The organism is Nocardiopsis sp. iso_40, from assembly GCF_056173285.1.
The window spans coordinates 4,688,465-4,706,251 of record NZ_CM149666.1 but is presented as its reverse complement, the minus strand read 5'-3'; the positions used below and the strand labels follow the sequence as shown (position 1 = coordinate 4,706,251).

The window sequence follows — 17,787 nt, the reverse complement described above, 5'->3', positions numbered from 1 at the left end:
GCTCAGAGGAAGGTCCGGCCCTCGCCCCGGTAGGTGGGGACGGACCCCTCATAGGTCCCGGTGTCGGAGTCGACCAGGTGCAGGGTGTCGAAGCGTTCGCACAGCTCCCCGGCCTTGGCGTGGCGCATCCACACCCGGTCCCCGACGGACAGTCCCCGTGCGGCCTCGCCGATCAGCGGTGTCTGGACTTCGCCCGCGCCCTCGTTGGCGCTGTAGGCCAGGCCCTCGGGCAGGTGGGGGACCGGCGGGCGGTGCGCGTCGACGGGGCCGGAGGCCGGATAGCCGCCGCCCAGGACGGTGGCCACGTCGGGTGCGGGGCGGCGGACCACGGGCAGCGCGAACAGGGCTGCGGGGCGGCCGCGGAAGGAGCTGTAGTGGTCGAACAGGTGTGGCTGGTAGAGCCCGGAGCCGGCGGCCAGTTCGGTCACGGCCCGCTCGCGTCCGGTGGTGTGCAGGCTTCCGGTGCCGCCTCCGTTGACGAAGCGCAGGTCGGCGACCTCGCGGACGGCGCGGGTGATCGCGGCCCGGCGCTTGGCCAGTTCCAGGGCTGAGCGGCGCTGGACGCCGCGCAGCAGCCGCCCGTAGAGCGGCCTGCCGGGGGGAGCGTCGCCCACCCCGGCGATCTGGCCCTCGTAGGCCATGATCCCGTCCAGCTCCAGCTCTGGCCGGTGTACGACGGCGCGGGCCAGGGAGGCGGCCTGGGCCGGGGTGCGGACGGGGGAGCGGTAGGAGCCGATCCGGGTACCCGGGCCCAGGGGCTGCCAGCTGGTGTCGATGTCCAGGCACACCCGGACGGGCGGGGCGTGCGGCCCTCGCCCGGCCTCGGCCACGGCCGCGCTGATGAGTTCGAGGTGGGCGGGGGAGTCGACCATCAGGGTGATGGTGCGCGCTGCGACGGGATCGCGGACGAGTTCGGCGAGGGCGGGGCGGTCCGCGGTGGGGTAGGCGACGAGGATGTCGTCGCTGAGCGGTTCCCGGTCCCCGGTGGCCAGCCAGAGGGCCTCGGGCAGGGTGAAGGCCATGATCCCCGCGTAGCCGGGCATCGCCAGCACCGTGCGCAGCAGCTCCCGGGAGCGCACGGATTTGCTGGCGACGCGGACGGGGCGGCCGTGGGCGCGGCGGGTGAGGTCGGCCGCGTTGGCGCGGAAGGCGGCCAGGTCGACCATGGCGAAGGGGGCCTGGATTTCGCGCGTCGCGGCCTCGTACTTCTCACGCAGGCTAGTCATGCCTTCGAGGATGCCAGAACATGAATGTCTTTCATATTCCCTAAAGGGACCGATTTTGCGGCTTCTGTGGAAACCGCAGGTGACACGGGACGCCCCGGGGCGTCCCCGGGGCTCCGGACGCTCGATATCCTGGGGCGTCACGGCTGATCGGCCGGTCGACCCCGGGAGTGGTGCCACACATGAGCGAACGCGAGTACGTCCTGACCCTTTCCTGCCCCGACAGTCGGGGCATCGTGGCGGCCGTGGCCAACCTGTTGGCCGACCACGGGTGCAACATCACCGAGAGCCAGCAGTACGGCGACCACTTCACCGGACGCTTCTTCCTGCGGATGCAGTTCGTGGCCGAGTCCGGGCGCTCCGGGGTGGTCGGCGAGGACGTTCTGCGCGGCGCCTTCGCCGCACTGGCCGGGGACTTCGGCGGCCCCGGAGAGTCGTTCGTCGAGTGGACCCTGCAGGCCTCGGACGTGCGTCCGCGCATGATCGTGATGGTCTCCAGGTTCGGGCACTGCCTCAACGACCTCCTCTACCGCCAGCGCAGCGGCCTACTCGACATCGACATCGCCGCGGTGGTCTCCAACCACCCCGACCTGGAGTTCCTCGCCGACTCCTACGGTGTGGACTTCCACCACCTGCCGGTCACCCCGGATACCAAGGGGGTCCAGGAGGAGCGGATCCTGGAGCTCGTCGACTCCTACGACGTCGACCTGGTGGTGCTGGCCCGCTACATGCAGGTGCTCTCCGAGCAGCTGTGCACCAAGATGTCCGGGCGCATCATCAACATCCATCACTCCTTCCTGCCGAGCTTCAAGGGTGCCCGCCCCTACCACCAGGCGCACTCGCGCGGCGTGAAACTGATCGGTGCCACCGCCCACTACGTCACGGCCGATCTGGACGAGGGTCCGATCATCGAGCAGGAGGTCTCCCGGGTCGACCACACGCACAGCCCTGACCAGCTCACCGCCATCGGCCGTGACCTGGAGTCGGTGGCACTGGCGCGCGCGGTGAACTGGCACGCCCAGCGTCGGGTGCTGCTCAACGGGGACAAGACGGTCATCTTCGGCTAGGCGGTGCGCCGCCGCGCGGCTGGTGCGGTCGGCCCTCGGGTCGGCGACGCGGCCGGGACAACTTGATTTTCGGACGGCCAGGGGTACCTACGGGCGCCCCTGGTTTTTTCTTGCCCAGTCGGGGTTCCGGGTGTGGTTTTGGGGCAGGTCTGGTAAGGCCATGACCCCTCCCACCAGCAATTCGTCGCATGCAGTGCCTTGTTGGCTACATAGAGTGCGTATATGGTGTGATGAGGTCGAAACCTCTTCGGTTACCCCGTCCCGGGGTGGCTCCGGGTTTCGGTCCATAACCCTGAGTCGAAGCGGCTCTGAGTAGGGGGCACAAATGGGCAAGCATTTCGATGACGCCGTGGGCAAGGGCAAGGAAGCCGTCGGCAAGGCTGCCGGAGACCGCGGCACCGAGTTCGAGGGAAAGGCCGACCAGGCCAAGTCCGGGGCCAAGGACGCCGTGGACAAGGCCAAGGACAAGGCCGAGGAGTTCAAGGACCAGGCCGAGGACAAGATCAAGGGCGTCTTCAAGAAGAAGTAGACGCGTCCAGGACGGTTTGCACACTGCGTAGGGGGACCAGTGTCGGACATCAAGACCGAATCCGCGGTGCCGAGCGCCCGTGAGTCCGGCGGCAAGCGCGAGGCCGCCGGCAGGAACGACCAGGGAAGCACCCACATCGCCGACGGCGTCGTCGCCAAGATTTCCGGTATGGCGGCTCGGGAGATCGGCGGCGTCTACGCCATGGGCGGCGGGACCGCACGCATGGTCGGTGCGGTACGTGACGCCGTGAGCCGGGGCAGCTCCTCCGGTTCGGTGGCGCAGGGCGTCGCCGTCGAGGTCGGGGAGCGGCAGGCCGCCGTCGACATCGACCTCGTCGTCGAGTACGGCGCCGCCATCCAGGACCTCGCCGCCGCCGTGCGCCGCAACGTCACGTCCGCGGTCGAGCGGATGACGGGCCTCGAAGTCACCGAGATCAACATCAAGGTGGACGACATCCACCTGCCCGGGGACGACGAGGACGCCGACGACGGCGACTCCGAGCCCAGGGTCCGTTAGTCGTGGCCGGCGGCGACACACCGGGTGAGACCGCACGCGCCATCGCGGAGTCGACCGCGGGCTTTCCCGACGTGGTCGAACTGTCCTCCGGTTCCTTCGGCACCCTGAGCACCGCTGTGCCGGGGGGCCGGATCCGGGGGGTGGCGGTACGCGACGGCCACGTCGAGATCGGCGTGGTGGTCCGCTACGGGCGGCCGCTGCCGGAGATCTCGGCGGAGATCCGACGGGGCCTGGCCCCGCTGGCCGGCGGCCGCGCCGTCCACATCTCGGTGGAGGACGTGGTCGCCGGTCTCGGCGACGGTACACGCGCGGCCAGCTGAACAAGACCTACAAACAGGGCGTGCTGATTAGAGGGGGTAGCCATGTGGCCCATCGTTGGACTGTCCTACGGGACGGTGCTCGGGCTCGCGGCGGCGTTCGGCGGGTTCCCCGCCTTCGCGCTGGTCCTGGTCCTCGGCCTCGTCGGGTTCGTCGCGGGCCGGGCGATGGAGGGCGAGATCGATCTCGCCGAGATGTTCACACGGCGTTCGGCGTAGACGGGGGTGAGGTCGTGGTCGGGGTTCGAAGCGACACGGTCCCCCGCCAGCGGGATGCCGCGCCCGCGGGGGACCGGGAGGGCGGCAGGCACGTCCGCCCCCGGGACCCCGGAGGCCGCACGGACATACCCGGGGACGTCATCGAGAAGGCGGCGGCCACGGCTGTCGGCGAGGTCTCCGGGGCGCGGGCCGCACGTTCGAGGGCGGCTCGCGCCCGGGTCAGCGGGGAGGTGGTCCTCCTGCGGTTGCGTATCGAGGTGAGCTACCCGCGGCCGGCGCTCCAGGTCGCCCGAGCGGTACGGGAACACGTCAAGGGCCGGATCGAGTGGATCACCGGAAAACAGGTCCACCACATCGACATCGAGATCGCGGAGTTGGTGCGCTGACATGACCACCGTGGAAGAGGTGCTCGGTCGTCCGAGCCAGGGGACGGACCGCCGCGCAAGGCGGGTCGCCGTGCACACGTTCCGTCCGCGCAGGTCCTGGCCGGCGGTGCTCACCGGCCTCGTGATCCTCGTGGTCGCCGTGGTCGCCGCGGCCGAGGTCATCGCCGCCCTCGCGGGGAACCCGCTGCGGCTGATCCCCGTCGGTGCGGCGACCGACTACGCGGAGACCACCACCTGGTCGGAACCGTCCGTGCAGATCGCCTCGGCGGTCCTGGCCCTGATCGGGCTGGCTCTGATCGTGGTGGCGCTGGCGCCCGGACGGGGCCGGTGGACCGCCCTGCGCACCGACGACCCGGCGCTGGTCGTCGGTCTGACCCGGCCCGCGCTGCGCCGCGCGGTGTCCGCCGCGGCCCAGGGCGTGAGCGGTGTCGACGGGGTCCAGGTGGCGGTGCGCGGCAACAGGTTGAAGGTCCACGTACGTACTGGCATGCGCGATTCGCGCGAACTGCCCGGCGAGGTGACCTCGGCGGTGGAGCGCCGACTGGAGGAGCTGGCCCCGCTGCGCAGCATGCGGATCGCCACGCACGTTCGATACGCGGAGGGTTGACGATGGCGCGCGACAGGAGTCGGAGGTCGGCCCGGGGAAACCGCCTGGGCCTGGTCATCGTGGGGTCGGTGCTTCTGGCGGCGGGCCTGGCCGCACTGGCGGTGGGGCAGGGGCTCCTCGGCGGCGACCTGGCGTCCGCACCGCTGGTCGGCGATCGCCTCAACGAGCTGCTCGCGCAGCAGTGGGTTCCGTACGCGGTGGTGGCTGTCGCCTTCGTGGCGGGTTTCCTCGCCCTGCGGTGGTTGATGGTGCAGGGCATGAACGACACGGTGGGCCGTCTCTTCCTGGAGCGCGACGACGCGGGCAACGTGGAGATGTCCGAGAGCGTGGCCCGCGGGGCCCTGGAACAGGAGGTCGCCGACTACCCCGGGGTCCGCAGGGCCCGGGCGCGGCTGACCGAGTCCAGTGACGAACCGCACCTGCGCCTGGCGCTCACCCTTGAGGACGACGCGGACGTGGCGCACGTCTGGAAGAGGGTGCGTTCGGAGGCGCTCGCCAACCTGCGCGGCTCCCTCGGACTGGACCAGGTGCCCGCGGTCATCCGGATGTCGATGACCGCCCCCGCCAAGAACCCCAGGCGCAGTCTGGCCTGAGGGATCAGGAGCCCTCTGCCGGGAGGGGGCGAGTCTGGTGGCGAGCTGGGCTCAAGCCACCAGACCCGGGGTGACGGCCGGTACGGGCGAGCGGGTGGGAGGCTCGAGCCCGGACTCCGGCCGTGCCCTCGGTGCAACCCGGGAGCACGATCGGACATTCCTGCCTTTTCTTGTTGTTCTACCTCCAGGCGAGGACCTTGTGGACGTCTGCGGGCAGCCCGGGGAACTCCTCCGGTTCGCTGGACCCGTCCGTGGGAACCCTGTACCAGTCAACGTCCCCGGTCTGTGGCTCGGAGCGGAAGAGGACCTCGGAGCCGTCGGGGGACAGCACGGGGTCGGAGTTGGACCGGGTGCTCTCGGGGATCAGGGTCCGCTCGGTGGGCAGCGGCTCCAACTCGTGGTGGAGGACGCCCTCGTTCTCCGCCTCGTAGGTCTCGGGGGTGTCCGCGGTGAACTCGATGACGCTCAGTTCGTCGTCGGCGAAGAGCAGGGTGCCGTCGTCGAGGGCCTGGAAGCCGGACCGCTTGTCCACGGGGACCTCGGGGGAGCGGTCCGGATAGATGGTGTCTCGGGTCAGGTCGACCACGTCGGCACCGACCTGGTCACTGATGTCGAAGTAGAGCAGGGCGCGGTTATCGAGGCTCCCGACCAGACCCGCACCGTCCAGGACCACCGCCATGCTGTTGAAGTAGTTCCCGTAGAGCACGGCGCCGTCGATCCCCGGCACGACCGTGAGCTGCTCGCACCGCGTACTGGCGCACGTGGCACCGAGGTCGGTGATCTCGCCGCTCTCCAGGTCCATGGCGTGGATGGTGTGCTCGCTCCCGCCCTCGTCCTGCACGAAGACGATCCGGTCGCGCTCCGGGTCGGCCACCGGGTGGACGTAGTCGATCGGGGTGCCGAAGTCGTCGACCTCCTGCTCGGGGGTGAGCGCCGTGAACATGCCGTCCGCGGACAGTACCCCGAATCCCTTGACCTCGTTGCCGTTCACCTCCTCGGTGAAGGTGGCCATGACGAGGTTGCGCTCGGGGAACAGCGGCGGCCGCTGGTTCTCGTGGCAGGAGGAGCCCAGTACGATGCCCGCGTCCACCATGCGGCCGTGGGAGAGGTCCTCGGATTCGCCGCGGTCGCTGCCCATGATGTCGAATCCGACGTGGAGGAGTTCGTCGGCGTTGTCGGAGGAGTAGAGGGTGTACTCGACCCAGCCCTCGGACGCGTCGCAGTTCGCGGTGAGGATGCCGGGGTCGGCCAGGGAGGGCGTTTCCTGGGGTTCCTCCTCGGCGCCCTCTTCCCGGGGGGCGTTTTCGTCGGCGGGCGCGTCGGCCGAGGCGGCCGTGGACTCCTCTTCACCTGACGAAGCGCCGACGAGGCCGCAGCCGGTGGCCGCCAGCACCAGGGCGGCAAGGGGCACCAACAGGCGCGGTGTGGGGACGGAGAGAATGGGGTTCACGGAAGCTTGTTCTACCACAGCCGGAAACGGGTCCCCTGGGTGTTCCTGCCCGGTTCGCGTCTGGTGGCCGGATGTGGTCAGGGGCGTGTGGGCCGCGTCGCTCAGGTGTCCTTCGTTCTCTCCCGGGCCGACCCCCTCAGCCGTTTCCACGGGCCCCTGCGCCACATGTCCGCAGACGGAGCGGATCTCCGGTGCCACGGCGACCGTGTGTTTCGGATAGACGCCTTCCCAGACGAGGTCAGCGTGCTGTTCCAACCCGCGCCGAACACGTCGCCCCGGTAGGTCGGTGCGGAAAAGGGGCGAGTCTGGTGGCGAGCTGGGCTCAAGCCACCAGACCCGGGGTGACGACCAGCATGGGCGAGCGGGTGGGAGGCTCAAGCCCGGTCACTGGCCGTGCGTCCGGTACAACCCCGAATGTCCTTCGAGCATTCCTGCCCGGAAGCACCGATTCGGCCGACGGGCCCCGGTGGGAGGACCGGACAGGGGCGCCCCCTCAGCACTCGATGACGTTGACGGCGAGGCCGCCGCGGCTCGTCTCCTTGTACTTGTCCATCATGTCGCGGCCGGTGTCGCGCATCGTCTTGATGGCCTTGTCCAGTGCAACGGTTAACCACATGCCGCCGTACTGCCTCGGAGAGGACGGGAAATCCTCGACCGGGGTCTACTCCTGCGGGGACCGGGTCTCATGTGTTGGTTGTCGAAGCGTGTGCTCGACCGGAGAACAGCATGGGGGCCAGAGCATCGTGCAGTTCGCTCGTGGTTCGGCTGATTTCGGCGTGCAGGTGAGCCTTGTTGTCTAGGGCTTCGAGGGACGCACCGATCTCCTGCTGAACGTGCAGGGGAGGTAGCGCTGTAGGGAGCGATCGCAGTGTGGCCATCGTGAGCGACCTGACCGTGCTTCCAGAGGCGTGTCTGTCGATCCAGCGCTGGACGGTGGGCAGGGCCAGATAGTGCACCAGGTACACGGGGTCCATACGTTCGGACGGACGCACACGAAGCAGTTGGGTGCTGTACAGCCAGTCCTGTTGATCCGAGGTGACCCGGGCGAATTTGCCGAGTGTTCCGGTTCGGGTGCCGACGATATCGCCCGAGCGGAGCCGGTAGCGGTGCAGTCGTCCAGCCGTCGTGCGGGTGATGTGGGCCAGACCGGTGTCCGACACTCGCCGGTCGGCAATGTCACCGGGTCTGACCAGCGGGGTTCCCTGCTTGCCGAACTCCCGGGAGGGCAGGCTCGCACCGGAGGGGCCTGCCTGGATCTCGCAGACCTCGTCCAGCCGATGTTCTCTCCAAGCGTCGGGTAGCGGGCCGATCAGCGAATCCACTTCCGTGCCTCCTGGAGCGCCTGACTGCTTCTGGCATCGACGTAGGGAATCTGTGCCTCCAGAGAGTCCAGGCGTCGGATGAGTGACGTCAGCACCTCCGCTTGCTCTGCCTGGCTCGTCTGCGGTGCACGTCCGGTCACATAGATCGATGGCCTAAGCGAGTACTTTTTGTCGCGTATTTTATTAATTGTCGCGACGTAGCTGATACTCGATGCTTCACTCCCGGAGTCATCTCGCTCCCCGTTACGCCATCCGTTGTAAGCGTGTTGGACGAGTGCGATGTCCTCCTCCCGGAGAGTTCGGATCGTACGCGACGTCATACGGCCGAGTCCGCTGGCGTCGATGAAGAGGATCTCCTCGCACCTACCTGTCGGAGCTTTCAGTATCCACAGGGTCACGGGGATGGCGGTGTGCTGGAAGAGCTGGCCGGGGAGGGTGATGAGACACTCCACGGCACCGTCCTCGACCATGTTCTCCCTGATCGCGACCTCTCTGGCGTTGGCCGAGCTTGATGCGCCGTTGGCCATCACCACGCCCGCCCTACCGTTCGCAGAAAGTCGGTCGATCACGTGCTGGAGCCAGCGGAAGTTCGCGTTCTCCTTCGGTGGTTCTCCGTAGCGGAAGCTCTCGCGGGTGGAGTCTCCGGGGGGGCTGCTCAGGTTGAACGGCGGATTTGCTAGGACGAGATCTGCGGTGCCGTGTGCGGCGTCGCGGTCCCAGGGAAATCCGGGACGGTGGCCGAACTCGGCCTCGATGCCGTGCAGCAGCATGTTCATACCGGCGATACCGAAGGCCAACTCGTTGAAAGTGGTACCGCTGACACGGGGGATCCGCGTCGGGTCGGTTTCCTTTTGTGCTCGTACGGCCTCGGTCAGGAACTCGCCCGTCCGGCAGAAAGGGTCATAGACACTGTCGAAAGGATTGCCGGACGTGAGGAGGGCCACCATCATGCGCACCACTGACTCCGGGGTGCGCAGATCCGAGTGGCGGGAGAGCCAGTCTCTTTCCAGGAAGGAGAGAGCGCTGTTGAAGCCAGCCAACAGGATGTCCTGCTCCTGGCCTTGGGTGTCGATCGTGTCGACTCCGCGAACCGCCGTGGTGAAGGCGTCAGGTCCCAGCCCTTGGAGAGAACCGGGGACGAAAGGGGGAAGGTGGTCGCAGAAGTCGGCCGCGAACACGGACCCGTCAACGGTGCCGTGACCGGTCCGTTCCCGTAGAAGGCCCCACTGGTCGGTATGTGAGGAACGGAGGAAGACGAGTACTGCGATGAGCAGAGCGGACTCGGTTGGTGCGCACAAACCCCGAAGGTCGTCCAGCAAACGGAAGACGGTGCCGTCGATGCCGTCCGTGTCGACCGGGGATCGGTGCTTGGGCGCTGACGTCGCTCCCGGGGCGCAGGCCGCCACTGCGGCGCGGACACGGTCCGCGTAGGTGGTCCCTACGGGCTCGTGCGGATGACGGGCGTTGGCGGGTACGGCACGCGAGGACAGCCAACCGATGACCTGGTCGAGGTCGAACAGCTCCCGTTCGGTATCCGCTGGTTCGGGGAAGCCGGGTCCGCGCTTGCGCCAGTTGGTGACCGCCGCCCGACTGACCTCGGCGTATCGGGCGAGCTGCGCGCGTGACACCAAGGTCGGCCTGTTCTTGCTCACAGTGGCCTCCTCAGAAGCTGGGCCGGAGTTCGCCCCGGCACACCTGGTCCTTGACCAAGAGCACCTCGGGAACGCGGTCGAAGGGCTTGATGCCGGAGGCGGCCTCGGGGCTGACGTACGAGAGCACGAGGTAGAGCTTGGCGTGGTCCGCCTCCAGGTGGCGGTGGTGGATCGGCTCGTGGTGCATGATGCGGTTGCGCAGCAGCCGCAGGGAGTAGAGCTGGTCCTGGAGGGTGCGGCGCGGCCCCCGGTAACCGGGGAACGCCCGGTGGAGGGCGGGGACCCAGAGGTCGCGGTCGTACCTGCGAGCGACCAGTGAAGACCAGAAACCCAGGGACAGTTCGGTGACGATGTCGTCCGGCGTGGCCGAACGGTGGCAGCGGGCTCGCGCTTGGCGGACGAGACGCTGGCCCTCGTTGTCCAGCGGTGCCCCGTTCCACCAGTCCTCCTGCCCGAAGTGCGTGCTCAGGTGGTTGTGGAGGGAGTTGCGCAGAGCCAGTTCGAACGTGTGGAGCGGACCGTAGAAGGCCGCGGAGACCATGACGTTCCAGTGGTACAAATTCACGGCGCGAACCGCGTCGCCCCCGCTGTGCCGGAGGTAGGGCGCGAGGCGGGGAGAAGAGTAGGCGCAGACCATCCATTCCGGGATGCCGGTGCTCACGATGACCTTCGTTCTATCTCGGCTGAGGGCGCGAGAGGACAGGGGGCGAGGGCGTTTGGTATCGTTGGCTGTGTAAGCCCCGGGTTCGCCTCTGCTCAGCACGCCGCCCGGGGCACGGCTTTTTCCGGGGTGGCACTTCCAGACCCCGACGACCGGCTCATCGCGCACGCGGCCGGGTGCACCGTCTTTCAAGAACAACGGTACACACGACGGCCGCACTGTTCAAGCGCACTCCAGTGCGCGCCTTTGTTAACAAGCTCTGATCTGGGCCCTCAGCACTCGATGACGTTGACGGCGAGGCCGCCGCGGCTCGTCTCCTTGTACTTGTCCATCATGTCGCGGCCGGTGTCGCGCATCGTCTTGATGACCTTGTCCAGGCTCACGAAGTGGCTGCCGTCGCCGCGCAGGGCCATCCGGGTGGCACTGATCGCCTTGACGGAGGCGAGCGCGTTGCGTTCGATGCACGGGATCTGGACCAGACCGCCGATCGGGTCGCAGGTCAGGCCCAGGTTGTGCTCCATGGCGATCTCCGCCGCGTTCTCCACCTGTGCGGGGGACCCGCCCAGCACCTCGGCCAGGCCGGCGGCGGCCATCGAGGAGGCCGAACCCACCTCTCCCTGGCAGCCCACCTCGGCGCCGGAGATGGACGCGTTCTGCTTGAACAGGATGCCGATGGCCGCGGCGGTCAGCAGGAACCGGACCGCGCCCTCGTCACCCGCGCCCGGACTGAAGTGCAGGTAGTAGTGCAGCACCGCGGGAACGATCCCCGCCGCGCCGTTGGTCGGGGCCGTCACCACGCGCCCGCCCGCGGCGTTCTCCTCGTTGACCGCCAGGGCGTACAGCGTGATCCAGTCACTGCCGCGCATCGGGTCCGGATCCACGTGGGTGGGGGCGAGCAGGCCGTGCTCGTCGCAGTTGCCGCCCAGCTGCCGGTACAGGCGGTGCGCCCGGCGGGGCACCTTCAGACCGCCGGGGAGGCTGCCCTCGGTCATGACCCCGCGGCGCACGCACTGGCGCATCGCCGTCCAGATCTCCAGCAGTTCGGAGCGGATCTCGTCCGGGGTGCGGCCGAACGCCTGCTCGTTGGCGAGCATCAGGGCGCTGATCGACATGTCCGTCCGCTCGCACAGGCGCAGCAGTTCCTCGGCGCTGTCGAAGGGGTACGGGACCACGGTGTCGTCGGCCTTGATCCGGTCCGCGCCCGCGGCCCGCTCGTCCACGACGAAACCGCCGCCCACCGAGTAGTACACCTTGGCGGCGACCTCGGCCCCGTAGGAGTCCAGTGCCACGAACCGCATCCCGTTCGGGTGGTCGGGCAGGCTCTCCTTACGGCGGAAGTCCACGTCGACGGAGGGGTCGAACGCCACCGGGGGACCGTCGGGACCGCCCAGGTACAGGGTCCGCTCCGAGCGGACCCCCTCCATCAGGTCCGGGACCGCGTCCACGTCCACCCCTTCGGGGGTGTGCCCCATCAGTCCCAGGACCACGGCCGTGTCGCTGCCGTGCCCCTTACCGGTGAGTGCGAGGGAACCGTAGAGTTCCACGCGCAGGTGGTGGACACGCCCCACGACTCCCTCCGAACGGAGACCGGACACGAAGGTCCGGGCCGCCTTCATCGGGCCGACGGTGTGTGAACTGGACGGTCCGATACCGACCTTGAACAGGTCGAAGACGCTGATGGCCATGCTGTCCTCCTCGTTGAGCACAGGGGTCGGGCCGTGGGGGCGGCGCCGTGTGGGCCGTTGGCGACCCACACGGCTGGGTACTGCTACAGGTTCGGGTAGAGCGGGCGCTTGGCGGCCAGGGCGCTGACCCGGTCGCGCAGGGCGGCCTCGTCGAACTCCGGCTTGAGCGCTTCGGCGATGACGTCGGCGACCTCGGTGAAGTCACCCTCGTCGAAGCCGCGTGTGGCCAGGGCCGGGGTGCCGATCCGCAGCCCCGAGGTCACCATCGGCGGCCGCGGGTCGTTGGGGACCGCGTTGCGGTTGACCGTGATGCCGACCGAGTGCAGCCGGTCCTCGGCCTCCTGTCCGTTGAGCTGGGAGTCCACCAGATCGACCAGGACCAGGTGGACGTCGGTGCCGCCGGTCAGGACCTTGACCCCGGCCTCGGCCGCGTCCGGCTGGGTGAGCCGCTCGGCGAGGATCCGGGCGCCGGCCACCGTGCGGCGCTGGCGCTCGGCGAACTCCTCGCTCGCCGCGACCTTGAACGAGACCGCCTTGGCCGCGATCACGTGTTCCAGCGGGCCGCCCTGCATGCCGGGGAAGACCGCGGAGTTGATCTTCTTGCCCAGCTCGGCCTTGGCCAGGATCATGCCGCCGCGCGGACCGCCGAGGGTCTTGTGCGTCGTGGTGGTGACCACGTCGGCGAACGGCACCGGGTTGGGGTGCAGCCCGGCCGCGACCAGACCGGCGAAGTGCGCCATGTCCACCATGAGCAGCGCGCCGGTCTCGTCGGCGATCTGGCGGAACCTCGCGAAGTCGAGCTGGCGCGGGTAGGCGGACCAACCCGCGACGATCATCTTCGGCTGGTGCTCCTTGGCCAGCGCCGCGACCTCGTCGTAGTCGACGGTGCCGTCCTCGTCGCGCACGTGGTAGGCCACGGCGTTGAGGATCTTGCCGGAGTAGTTGATCCGCATGCCGTGGGTCAGGTGGCCGCCGTGGGCCAGGTCCAGGCCCAGGATGGTGTCGCCCGGCTTGAGCAGCGCGAAGTACACGGCGGTGTTGGCCTGGGCGCCGGAGTGCGGCTGTACGTTGGCGTGCTCGGCGCCGAACAGGTCCTTGGCGCGGTCGATCGCGAGCTGCTCGACCACGTCGACGTGCTCGCACCCCCCGTAGTAGCGGCGGCCGGGGTAGCCCTCCGCGTACTTGTTGGTGAGGACGGTGCCCTGGGCCTCCAGTACCGCCTGGGGGGCGAAGTTCTCCGAGGCGATCATCTCAAGGGTGTCGCGCTGGCGGCCCAGCTCGGCGTCGACCGCGGCCGACACCTCGGGGTCCAGCTCGCTCAGGCTCTGGTTGAGCAGGTTGTCGCTGGTCATGCTAGTTCTCGCCTTCGGTCAGCTTGGTGTACTCCTCAGCGGAGAGAAGGTTCGCGGGCTCCTCGGAGATCCGCACCCTGAACAGCCAGCCGCCCTCGAAGGGGGCGGAGTTGATCGTCTCGGGGGCGTCCTCGAGGGCCTCGTTGACCTCCACGACCTCTCCGCTCACGGGCGAGTAGACGTCGCTGACGGACTTGGTGGACTCCACCTCGCCCGCGGGTTCACCCGCGGTGACCTCGGTGCCGACCTCGGGGGCCTCGACGTAGACGATGTCGCCCAGCGACTCGGCGGCGAACGAGGTGATCCCGACTGTGGCGATCCCGTCCTCGACCACGATCCACTCGTGTTTGGCGGTGTAACCCAGCTCCGTGGGAACGCTCACTTCAACTCTCCTTGGAGGTGTTCCATTTGTCTGCCGTGCGCCCGTACGGCGACCCGGCCCGGCCTACGCCCGGCCACGCCCCGACCGTGCCGGTCCCTCGTGGGGATCCAGCCGTGCGGTGCGTGCAGGCTCTCGGGGGCCCTCGCCGGACCCCCGCTTCCTACGACTGCCGCTTGTAGAACGGCAGCTCGACCACGTCGACTTCCTCGCCCCGCCCGCGCACGTCCACGGTGAACGTGCCGGTCGAGGTGTCGAGGTCGCCGTCCACGTAGGCCATGGCGATGGGGCGTCCCAGGGTGGGGGAGGGGGCGCCGCTGCTGGTGACTCCGACGACGGTCCCGTCGCGCAGCACGTCCTGGCCCTTGCGCAGCGGGCGGCGGCCGCGGGCGGCGAGCCCGATCAGGCGGCGCTCCCGTGCGGTACGCGAGGCCTCCTCCAGTGCTGCGCGGCCGACGAAGTCGCCCGGTTTGTCGAACTTGACCACACGGCCGAGCCCGGCGTCGAAGGGGGTGAGTTCGGAGGTGAGTTCCTGGCCGTAGAGCGGCATCCCGGCCTCCATCCGGAGGGTGTCCCGGGAGGAGAGCCCGGCCGGGACCAACCCGTGCTCGGAGCCCTGGGCCGTCAGCGCGGCCCAGACCTCGGGCGCCCGGTCAGCGGGCTTGACGAAGATCTCGAAGCCGTCCTCGCCGGTGTAGCCGGTGCGGGCGAGCAGGACCGGGACACCGGCCACGGTGTGCTCGTACCCGGCGTAGTAGCGGATCTCGTCGAGGTTCGCGTCGGTGAGCGGGGCGAGGATCTCCACGGCGCGCGGGCCCTGGACCGCGATGAGCGAATAGGCGGCGGACTCGTCCGCGACCTCGACGTCGAAGCCCGAGGCGCGCTCGGCCAGGGCGGAGGCGACGACGGGCACGTTGGCCGCGTTCGCCACGACCAGGTACTCCTGCTCGCCGAGCCGGTAGACGATGAGGTCGTCCAGGACGCCGCCGTCCTCGGCGGTGATCATGGTGTAGCGGGCGCGCCCCACCTTGACCCTGGAGAGGAAACCCACCAGGGCGTAGTCGAGGGCCTCGGCGGCCTGCGGTCCGGTCAGCCGGATCTCGCCCATGTGGGAGAGGTCGAACAGTCCGGCGGCCTCACGGACGGCGTTGTGCTCGACGGTCTCGCTGGAGTAGCGGAGCGGCATCAGCCACCCGGCGAAGTCGACGAGTGTGGCCCCGGCCTCTTCGTGGGTCTTGTGCAGCGCCGTGAGACGTGGCGCGGGCGTGGGCTCTGACATGGGCACTCCCGAGAGGATGGGCGTCGTGTCGTGCGTAAGGCGTTGCCATCCTCCCCCTCTGTCATGGGTGCCTGAGAGCTTCACCGCGCGCTCGGCGTGGTTTGCACCTTCGGCGAGGGAGCAGGTCCCTGCTTTCCAGAGTGGTCTCGCCCGTACGGTCCGCTGTGCCTGAGAGGTTGTCATCGGGGAGGATTGCTCCTTCGGCGGCCCACGCTGGATACGCGGACTCTCTCCCGTACGGGGTCAGCAACACGTTCAGCCTAGCAGCGGCGTCACAGGGCGCCCAAGACTGACCGACCGGTTCGGCCCCACAGCCGGGCGGACCGGCAGCGGGGGCGGCACGGTGGGGCGGCGGTCCGCCGGCGGGCTTCGGGAACGGTTCGACCGGGGCGGCCCGTTCGGGGTCTCGCGAAGCGGGGTACGCGGCCGTCGGGCATGCCCTAGCTTGGTGGGGACGTTCCTTCGGACACCCTGTGGAGGAGACGAGTGCGTACCGACACCGAACACGTTCCCGGCAGGTCCGGGCGGCCCCGGGCCCGGCTCGCCGCCGGCGCGGCGGGCTGTGCCCTCAGCCTGGCCGCGTCCGCCTGCGGTGGGGACGGCCAGACCGCCGAACGGGTCGAGGGGCGTGCCGGTGAACCCGTCGCGCTGGGCGACGTGGAGACCGTGGAGCGCGCCGACCTCGAAGCGGTCTTCGCCGAGGCCGGGGTGGACGGGACGTTCGTGCTCTTCGACGCCGAGGACCGGTCCGCGGTCGTGGTGAACCCGGAGGGCGCCCGGGAGCGGGCCGTGCCCGCGTCCACCTTCAAGCTGCCGAACACGCTCATCGCCCTCCAGACCGGCGAGGTGGCCGACATCGACGAGGTCGTCTCCCCCGAGGAGGGGGAGGAGATGAGCCTGCGCGAGTCCCTGCCCTCCTCCGACGTGCCGGTCCACCGGGAGATCGCCGACCGGATCGGGCACGAGCAGATGACCGCCTGGGTGGACCGGTTCGACTACGGCAACCGGCAGGTCGGCGAAGAGGACAGGATGGACCGTTTCTGGCTGGAGGGTCCGCTGGAGGTCTCCGCGCTGGAGCAGGCCACCTTCATCGCCGAACTGGCCCGTGCCGCGCTGCCCGTGGACGTCGGCCACCAGCACGCGATGCGCGAACTGCTGATGATCGAGGAGGGCCCGGACCACCAGCTCTTCGGTCGGACCGGTCTGGGCGCGGAGGTCGAATCCGTGCCGGGCTGGTGGGTCGGCTGGGTCGAACGCGGGGACGACCTGCACACGTTCGCGCTCCGGCTGGAGCTCGAGGACGCGGGCGACGCCGTCCTGAGCGAACCGTTGGGCCGTGAGCTCCTGGTGGCGCTGGAGGCTCTCCCCGCGCGGTAGCCCCGCCCCCGTGGTCCGCTCTGTCCGGGATCCGGCGGATCGCGCCGGACCCCGGAACGGTCAGACGGCGTTCTTGCGGCGCTGGCGCACGGCCTCGGCGAGGTTCTCCAGCACGCCCCCGGTGGTCTCCCAGCTCATGCACTTGTCCGTGATGGACTGGCCGTAGGTGAGTTCGGCCGGGTCGCCGAGCTTCTGCGCGCCCTCCTCGATGAAGCTCTCCAGCATCACACCGACGACGCCCCTCTCGCCCTCGGCGACCTGGGCGGCGATCTCCCGGGCCACGGCCGCCTGGCGGACGTGGTCCTTGCCGCTGTTGGCGTGGCTGGCGTCGATCATCAGGCGTCGCGGCAGACCGGCGCCCTCGATGACGCCCAGGGCCGAACCGACCGAAGCGGCGTCGTGGTTGGGGCCGCTGCGGCCGCCGCGCAGGATGACGTGGCAGTCCGGGTTGCCGTCGGTGACCACGACCGAACCCGCTCCCGCGGGGTCCACACCGAAGAAGGTGTGCGAGGCGGCCGCGGCGCCCACGGCGTCCACGGCGACCTGTACGTCACCGTCGGTGCCGTTCTTGAAACCGACCGGGGTGCTCAGGCCGCTGCTGAGCTGGCGGTGCACCTGGCTCTCGGTGGTGCGGGCGCCGATCGCGCCCCAGGACACCACGTCGGCGATGTACTGCGGGGTGATCGGGTCCAGGAACTCGGTGCCCGCGGGCAGTCCGATGGCGTTGATGTCCAGCAGCAGCTTGCGGGCGGTGCGCAGGCCGCGGTGCACGTCGTAGGTGTCGTCCAGGCCGGGGTCGTTGATCAGGCCCTTCCAGCCCACCGTGGTGCGGGGCTTCTCGAAGTAGACCCGCATGACCACGCACAGTTCGTCGCTGACCGAGGGCACCAGCTCCTTGAGCCGGCGGGCGTAGTCCAGGGCCGACTCCGTGTCGTGCACCGAGCAGGGGCCGACGACGACCAGGAGGCGGTCGTCCGTACCGTCCAGTACGCGCTTGACCTCGGTGCGCGAACTCTCCACGAGCTCCGTGCTCTGGGTGCTCATCGGCAGTTCCGCGAGCAGGTCCCGGGGGGCGATGAGTGGCTTGTAACTCGCCACCCGTGTGTCGTTGGTGCTCGTCATCGTCTCCCCTAGGTCCCGTCGGGTTGGTCGTCTCGCAACAAAACCGTAGCG

The 17,787-nt window shown here is 69.4% G+C and carries 19 protein-coding genes, 1 pseudogene and 1 riboswitch; of the genes and pseudogenes, 9 read left to right on the top strand and 11 right to left on the bottom strand.

Annotated elements, in window-relative coordinates; translation table 11 throughout:
* Nucleotides 1-2: 2 nt before the first annotated feature.
* Nucleotides 3-1,226 carry an amino acid deaminase/aldolase gene (locus AC0VYD_RS20380; protein ID WP_475477059.1) on the bottom strand — a complete coding sequence of 408 codons (1,224 nt, stop codon included), beginning with the start codon at nucleotides 1,224-1,226 and terminating at the stop codon, nucleotides 3-5.
* A 179-nt stretch (nucleotides 1,227-1,405) separates the two neighbouring features.
* Between AC0VYD_RS20380 and purU the strand changes: the two genes are divergently transcribed.
* From purU to amaP, 8 genes are all read left to right on the top strand, one after another.
* Entirely contained in the window at nucleotides 1,406-2,290 is an 885-nt protein-coding gene (purU, locus tag AC0VYD_RS20375) for a formyltetrahydrofolate deformylase (RefSeq protein WP_475477058.1), read from the top strand.
* Between the two features lie 325 nt (nucleotides 2,291-2,615).
* Complete coding sequence (locus AC0VYD_RS20370; protein WP_475477057.1) at nucleotides 2,616-2,819, top strand: CsbD family protein; 204 nt, start codon at nucleotides 2,616-2,618, stop codon at nucleotides 2,817-2,819.
* A gap of 39 nt (nucleotides 2,820-2,858) precedes the next feature.
* Nucleotides 2,859-3,335, top strand: a complete 477-nt coding sequence (locus tag AC0VYD_RS20365) for an Asp23/Gls24 family envelope stress response protein (RefSeq protein ID WP_473038414.1) — start codon at nucleotides 2,859-2,861, stop codon at nucleotides 3,333-3,335.
* Nucleotides 3,336-3,337: 2 nt separating this feature from the next.
* On the top strand, nucleotides 3,338-3,655 hold the full coding sequence (locus tag AC0VYD_RS20360) for an Asp23/Gls24 family envelope stress response protein (protein WP_452544825.1): 318 nt from the start codon (nucleotides 3,338-3,340) through the stop codon (nucleotides 3,653-3,655).
* A gap of 42 nt (nucleotides 3,656-3,697) precedes the next feature.
* On the top strand, nucleotides 3,698-3,871 hold the full coding sequence (locus AC0VYD_RS20355; RefSeq protein WP_017546417.1) for a hypothetical protein: 174 nt from the start codon (nucleotides 3,698-3,700) through the stop codon (nucleotides 3,869-3,871).
* Between the two features lie 14 nt (nucleotides 3,872-3,885).
* A complete protein-coding gene (locus AC0VYD_RS20350; protein WP_475477056.1) occupies nucleotides 3,886-4,257 on the top strand; it encodes an Asp23/Gls24 family envelope stress response protein in 372 nt (123 codons plus the stop codon).
* A gap of 1 nt (nucleotide 4,258) precedes the next feature.
* Nucleotides 4,259-4,864 (top strand): DUF6286 domain-containing protein, encoded by a 606-nt coding sequence (locus AC0VYD_RS20345; RefSeq protein ID WP_475477055.1) that lies wholly within the window; start codon nucleotides 4,259-4,261, stop codon nucleotides 4,862-4,864.
* A 2-nt stretch (nucleotides 4,865-4,866) separates the two neighbouring features.
* A complete protein-coding gene (amaP, locus tag AC0VYD_RS20340; RefSeq protein ID WP_475477054.1) occupies nucleotides 4,867-5,457 on the top strand; it encodes an alkaline shock response membrane anchor protein AmaP in 591 nt (196 codons plus the stop codon).
* A 178-nt stretch (nucleotides 5,458-5,635) separates the two neighbouring features.
* On the opposite strand, the gene AC0VYD_RS20335 is transcribed toward amaP, so the two are convergent.
* From AC0VYD_RS20335 to gcvT, 9 genes and pseudogenes are all read right to left on the bottom strand, one after another.
* The gene (locus AC0VYD_RS20335) at nucleotides 5,636-6,907 is read right to left on the bottom strand and encodes a hypothetical protein (RefSeq protein ID WP_475477053.1); all 1,272 of its coding nucleotides are present in this window, start codon (nucleotides 6,905-6,907) and stop codon (nucleotides 5,636-5,638) included.
* A 493-nt stretch (nucleotides 6,908-7,400) separates the two neighbouring features.
* Nucleotides 7,401-7,511 (bottom strand): annotated as a pseudogene (locus AC0VYD_RS20330) (L-serine ammonia-lyase, iron-sulfur-dependent, subunit alpha); the annotation flags it as partial.
* A 79-nt stretch (nucleotides 7,512-7,590) separates the two neighbouring features.
* On the bottom strand, nucleotides 7,591-8,229 hold the full coding sequence (locus AC0VYD_RS20325) for a restriction endonuclease subunit S (RefSeq protein WP_475477052.1): 639 nt from the start codon (nucleotides 8,227-8,229) through the stop codon (nucleotides 7,591-7,593).
* A complete protein-coding gene (locus tag AC0VYD_RS20320; protein WP_475477051.1) occupies nucleotides 8,217-9,881 on the bottom strand; it encodes an N-6 DNA methylase in 1,665 nt (554 codons plus the stop codon). Before AC0VYD_RS20320 ends, AC0VYD_RS20325 begins: the two co-directional genes overlap by 13 nt.
* A gap of 10 nt (nucleotides 9,882-9,891) precedes the next feature.
* A complete protein-coding gene (locus AC0VYD_RS20315; protein WP_475477050.1) occupies nucleotides 9,892-10,542 on the bottom strand; it encodes a hypothetical protein in 651 nt (216 codons plus the stop codon).
* A 272-nt stretch (nucleotides 10,543-10,814) separates the two neighbouring features.
* A complete protein-coding gene (locus AC0VYD_RS20310; protein WP_475477049.1) occupies nucleotides 10,815-12,227 on the bottom strand; it encodes an L-serine ammonia-lyase in 1,413 nt (470 codons plus the stop codon).
* Nucleotides 12,228-12,310: 83 nt separating this feature from the next.
* Nucleotides 12,311-13,579 (bottom strand): serine hydroxymethyltransferase, encoded by a 1,269-nt coding sequence (locus AC0VYD_RS20305; protein WP_475477048.1) that lies wholly within the window; start codon nucleotides 13,577-13,579, stop codon nucleotides 12,311-12,313.
* Nucleotide 13,580: 1 nt separating this feature from the next.
* Entirely contained in the window at nucleotides 13,581-13,961 is a 381-nt protein-coding gene (gene gcvH / locus AC0VYD_RS20300) for a glycine cleavage system protein GcvH (RefSeq protein ID WP_475477047.1), read from the bottom strand.
* 160 nt (nucleotides 13,962-14,121) lie between these two features.
* Entirely contained in the window at nucleotides 14,122-15,237 is a 1,116-nt protein-coding gene (gcvT, locus tag AC0VYD_RS20295) for a glycine cleavage system aminomethyltransferase GcvT (RefSeq protein WP_475477046.1), read from the bottom strand.
* 145 nt (nucleotides 15,238-15,382) lie between these two features.
* Nucleotides 15,383-15,483: riboswitch (glycine riboswitch) on the bottom strand.
* Nucleotides 15,484-15,723: 240 nt separating this feature from the next.
* On the opposite strand from gcvT, the gene AC0VYD_RS20290 reads away from it, so the two are divergent.
* On the top strand, nucleotides 15,724-16,614 hold the full coding sequence (locus AC0VYD_RS20290; protein WP_475477045.1) for a penicillin-binding transpeptidase domain-containing protein: 891 nt from the start codon (nucleotides 15,724-15,726) through the stop codon (nucleotides 16,612-16,614).
* Between the two features lie 60 nt (nucleotides 16,615-16,674).
* Here AC0VYD_RS20290 and AC0VYD_RS20285 read toward each other — a convergent pair whose 3' ends face one another.
* A complete protein-coding gene (locus tag AC0VYD_RS20285) occupies nucleotides 16,675-17,736 on the bottom strand; it encodes a 3-deoxy-7-phosphoheptulonate synthase (RefSeq protein WP_475477044.1) in 1,062 nt (353 codons plus the stop codon).
* Nucleotides 17,737-17,787: the final 51 nt, after the last annotated feature.

What these genes read in the sequence shown, in the direction of transcription:
- amaP (WP_475477054.1), top strand. Translation starts at nt 4,867, where the DNA reads ATGGCGCGCGACAGGAGTCGGAGGTCGGCCCGGGGAAACCGCCTGGGC.
- purU (WP_475477058.1), top strand. Translation starts at nt 1,406, where the DNA reads ATGAGCGAACGCGAGTACGTCCTGACCCTTTCCTGCCCCGACAGTCGG.
- AC0VYD_RS20310 (WP_475477049.1), bottom strand. Translation starts at nt 12,227, where the DNA reads ATGGCCATCAGCGTCTTCGACCTGTTCAAGGTCGGTATCGGACCGTCC.
- AC0VYD_RS20355 (WP_017546417.1), top strand. Translation starts at nt 3,698, where the DNA reads ATGTGGCCCATCGTTGGACTGTCCTACGGGACGGTGCTCGGGCTCGCG.
- gcvT (WP_475477046.1), bottom strand. Translation starts at nt 15,237, where the DNA reads ATGTCAGAGCCCACGCCCGCGCCACGTCTCACGGCGCTGCACAAGACC.
- AC0VYD_RS20380 (WP_475477059.1), bottom strand. Translation starts at nt 1,226, where the DNA reads ATGACTAGCCTGCGTGAGAAGTACGAGGCCGCGACGCGCGAAATCCAG.
- AC0VYD_RS20285 (WP_475477044.1), bottom strand. Translation starts at nt 17,736, where the DNA reads ATGACGAGCACCAACGACACACGGGTGGCGAGTTACAAGCCACTCATC.
- AC0VYD_RS20305 (WP_475477048.1), bottom strand. Translation starts at nt 13,579, where the DNA reads ATGACCAGCGACAACCTGCTCAACCAGAGCCTGAGCGAGCTGGACCCC.
- AC0VYD_RS20345 (WP_475477055.1), top strand. Translation starts at nt 4,259, where the DNA reads ATGACCACCGTGGAAGAGGTGCTCGGTCGTCCGAGCCAGGGGACGGAC.
- AC0VYD_RS20370 (WP_475477057.1), top strand. Translation starts at nt 2,616, where the DNA reads ATGGGCAAGCATTTCGATGACGCCGTGGGCAAGGGCAAGGAAGCCGTC.